This is a genomic window from Thermofilaceae archaeon (assembly GCA_038731975.1).
Classification (GTDB): Archaea; Thermoproteota; Thermoprotei; order Thermofilales; family Thermofilaceae; genus JANXEW01.
Map to the genome: position 1 here is coordinate 1 of JAVYQJ010000061.1, position 3,797 is coordinate 3,797.

Genomic DNA, 3,797 nt, shown 5'->3' on the forward strand with positions numbered 1-3,797 from the left:
AGGTTCGGCTGAACCCAAACCAGGGCTACGTCCTCGAAGCCGTTGTAGTAGAAGCCGTAGCTGAGAGGTAGACTCTTGCTGAGCAGGTCGTACGGCTGCAGCACCGCGGGCGCCTGCCTCCACCAGTCGAAGTAGCTCGTCCTGGGGTCGGGCATGCTCGGAGTGTTGAGAGTTGAGGGTATGTTGACGTCGAAGAGCTCGACGGTCACGCACTCGGTGAGAACCACCGTCACGTTCGTGTACGGGTGGAGGACGTGGATTATGAGGGGGAAGTTCTGCATACCGAACTGGCCGAGATCTGTGGCCATGATCACGTTCCCGGACTCGTCGAGCACCCACCCCCTGACGAACCACCTCGAGAAGGGTACAACGGTTCCGCCGTAAGCCCCCCTACCCGCGTGCGGGATCCCGTACACCGTGAAGCGGCCCTCGCTGTCCGCCCTGACGAAGATCTTATTGAGCTTGTACGTCGATGTTATGAGCTGCAGCTCCACAATCGCGTAGGGGACTGGGTCGTACCAGCCCTTTGTGAAGTTGTACGTGACGGCTCGCCCGTAGAAAACGGTGAAACCAGCGTAACCTCTCTCGGCCGACAGATCGTAGCGCGTCGGAACGAGATGGGTCCTGCCGACCTGCCATTCAGAGTTGAGGAGCCGCACGACGATGTAAGAGGCGATCTCGAGGTAGGGTCTCAGTCGAGTGAAGTCCGCGTACCTCGAATCATCGATGGGTATCCCGACGTAGAGCCTACCAGAGCGCCTACTAACTATCGAGAAGGCGGGAAGACCCGCGATGGATACGGCCTCCGAGTCCAGCATGTAGGGGAAAGGCTCGGTGCCCCAGAAGCCCTGGTAGTTGAAGAAGATGCTCACGAGGCCTGACGGGTCTTCAACGCCTAGGGAGTTCTTAGCGTATGCTCTCACTGCATCCTCCCGTAGGATGCTTTGGACAGCCGTCATAACCCACGATAGCCTACCCGGGAAGCCGCCGCTGTGGATCGAGTTTCCACCGTAAGTCGTGTAGAAGCTCGCGTGGAGCAGTTGCAGTCCGTCGGCGTCGCTGGCGAACTTGTCTAGGCCTATGAACCCCCAAACTGTAATCCTTCCACTGGTTACATTCTCGCTGAACAGGAAGTCCTCCACGAAAGCTCTCGCTCCAGCTAGAGCCTGCCAGTGGCCTGAGAGGAAGACTACCCAAACGGTGTAGCGGGGACGGTTCTCCTTGAGGTACCTCGCCAGCTCGAGTAGAAGCGCGGGCGCGACTGCTTCGACCCTGCTAGCTGCTAACGCCGGCACGACGGACCACGAGTCGAAGTGGGCCGACACTACGACGACATCGTTGGGCAGGCTGCCCTCGATTACCGCAGCGTAGTTGACCGCATCTACCTCCTTCCACTCCACCCGTGAAACGACTCTAACCCTTCTAGCGTTCTTGAGAATCTCCCAGTCGCTCCTTCTAACGTACAAGCGTGGGAAGTTCAGGGGCGTATCGAGGAACTTCTTCTCGCACTCGAAGTATGTGGTGTCGTCGGGTTCGATGAACACCACGGCCTTGGCCCCCAGCTTCGCTGCGTTGAGCCAGTTATCCTGCGAGTTGAAATCCATCGCGACTATACTCCCCTCGACATCCTTCCCATCGAAATCCGACAGATCGCCGCGACCTACGTAGACAAGAGCCCCTTCGAAGCCGCCCGGTGGAGTTGGAGAGGGGTTCACCCCGTTAGGGTACAGCGAGTGAGCCTGGATCCGCGCGGTGAAGGGTTCGAGAACCTCTATGTACGCTTCAACCTCGATCGGCACCAACACCTTAAACGTGTGGTTGACGACTTTGAGCCCGAGCTCGCGGCTTAAGAAACTATATATGTAGTCCGCCGCCTTGTAGTAGCCTGGGTATCCGGTCATTCTTGAGCCGAAACTGGAAAGCGTGACTGCGTGCTGCTCAACGCGCGTAAAATCGATAGGGAGCAGACGGTCTCTGGGCTGTGCCAGTGCTACTTCAACCAGCTGGCCGACAGCCAGAGCTAGTAGAATCCAGGCTGCAACAGCCGCGGCTTTTCGCTCCATACGTGTCCCTCCGCTCAACGTACTTAAAAAACTATTCAGGCTAAAACCTTAAATCCCATCGCAGCGTGAGGCGCGCATGCGAGGAAGCGCGGATGCAACTCCCACCAGAGAAGGCTTTAGCGCGGGGCTGACATGGAGGAGCCTCCTCGCGATGATCCTCGCGGGTCTAATCTTCCTGCCGGCGTCGACGTACCTTTGGCTCGCTGTAGGCGCCGGGGCTAGTGTAGCTGCTACCTACATCACCGTCATCCTGTTTAGCGCGTTAGCCAGGATCTACGGCGCCAGCCTAACGAGGCAGGAGCTGTTCATCATCTACTCTGTAGTGGGCGGCATCGGAGGTGCAATGCCCCTTTTCTACTGGCTAGTCTTCAGGAGCTACTTCGTCAACAACCCACTAAGCCTCGAGTTCAAGCTTAATGGGCTTCCAGTCCGAGACCTCGTCCCCTACTGGATGTCCCCACCCGTTAACTCCCCAGCCCACGCGCTCAGAACGTTGTTCCACCCCGACTGGCTGCCGGCAATAGTTGTGAGCATCACGTTCGCGGCGCTGGGCCTCCTAGCCGAAATATCGATTGGCATCCTGATCTCCTACCTCTACATCGAAGTGGAACCCCTACCCTTCCCCTTCGCGCAGATTGACGCGACCATGATCAACACGCTGTACGAGCGGGAGCACGAGCCACTCCTCTACTTCTTCAGCGCTCTGATCGGTGGGGCCATTTACGGTACGCTCGTGTACTTAGTCCCCCTAGTGCTGGGGCCTGGTGCAGCTGTGATCCCATACCCCTGGATTGACCTGACACCCTACACCCAGTACTTCCTGCCAGGAGCGGCGATCGGTATCGCTACGGAGCCCACCGGCTTCCTGTACGGTATGATCCTCCCGCCCACGGTCACTTTCTCGCTCATGCTCGGCTCGCTGGCGACGTGGGTCTTTGGGAACACGCTAACTTACACAACATTCAGGGACTTCTCACCGGAGTGGGTGAGGGAGTATACGCCGGGGATGAGCATCTTCCTCATCTACCAGAGGGCAACTCTACGGCTATGGCTGTCCACATTCATGGGGATCAGCTTCGGCCTCGCCCTCTTCATCATCGCCACCTCCTGGCGCAAAATAGCCGACTCGTTCAGAGCGTTAACCCGCCTTGGGGGCACGAGGCGGGAGCTGGGGTACCCCTCCTCCACATTCCTAGTCGCGCTTTTCTTCGCTTCCACCCTAGCTAGCGTGCTCCTCTACTACGCGTTGGTGCCTGGTGTCCCCCTCTGGCTCCCTCCCTTCGTTTCGATCGGTTTGAGCTTCGTGATGGCGCTAGTAGGCGCGCGGGTTTACGGGGAGCTCGGCCTAACGTTCAGCTCCGATTTCGTCTACAACATGTGGAAAGCAGCCATCTACTTCAGCCCCTACCAGGGCTATGCGGGCTGGATTTTCACGCCTGTAATCGCAGGCTTCTCTACGCCCTGGTACGCGAACGCGACGAAGGTGGCCTACCTCACCAGGACGAGGCCGATCGACTACTACAAGGCTGTTCTGGTAGCCTTCGTAATCACGACAACGCTGGGGCTAGTCTTCATGGACTTCTTCTGGAGGATGGCTCCGATCCCCTCCTTCGTATACCCCTACGTGATGGGCCTCTGGCCCTTCTACGCGATCAGCGACTGCCTTTTCGCCACGAGGCAGATCGTGATCAGAGCCGACCAGATACTCGGCGGAGCTGGAGTTGCCCTTGCAGC

General features: G+C 58.4%; 2 protein-coding genes. One reads left to right on the forward strand and one right to left on the reverse strand.

The window, feature by feature from the left end:
* On the reverse strand, positions 1-2,063 hold a 2,063-nt coding region (locus tag QXF46_09315; protein MEM0227059.1), incomplete at its 3' end, for a M28 family peptidase.
* 76 nt (positions 2,064-2,139) lie between these two features.
* Here QXF46_09315 and QXF46_09320 point away from each other — a divergent pair.
* Positions 2,140-3,797, forward strand: a 1,658-nt coding sequence (locus QXF46_09320; protein ID MEM0227060.1) for a hypothetical protein, incomplete at its 3' end; no start/stop codon positions are given.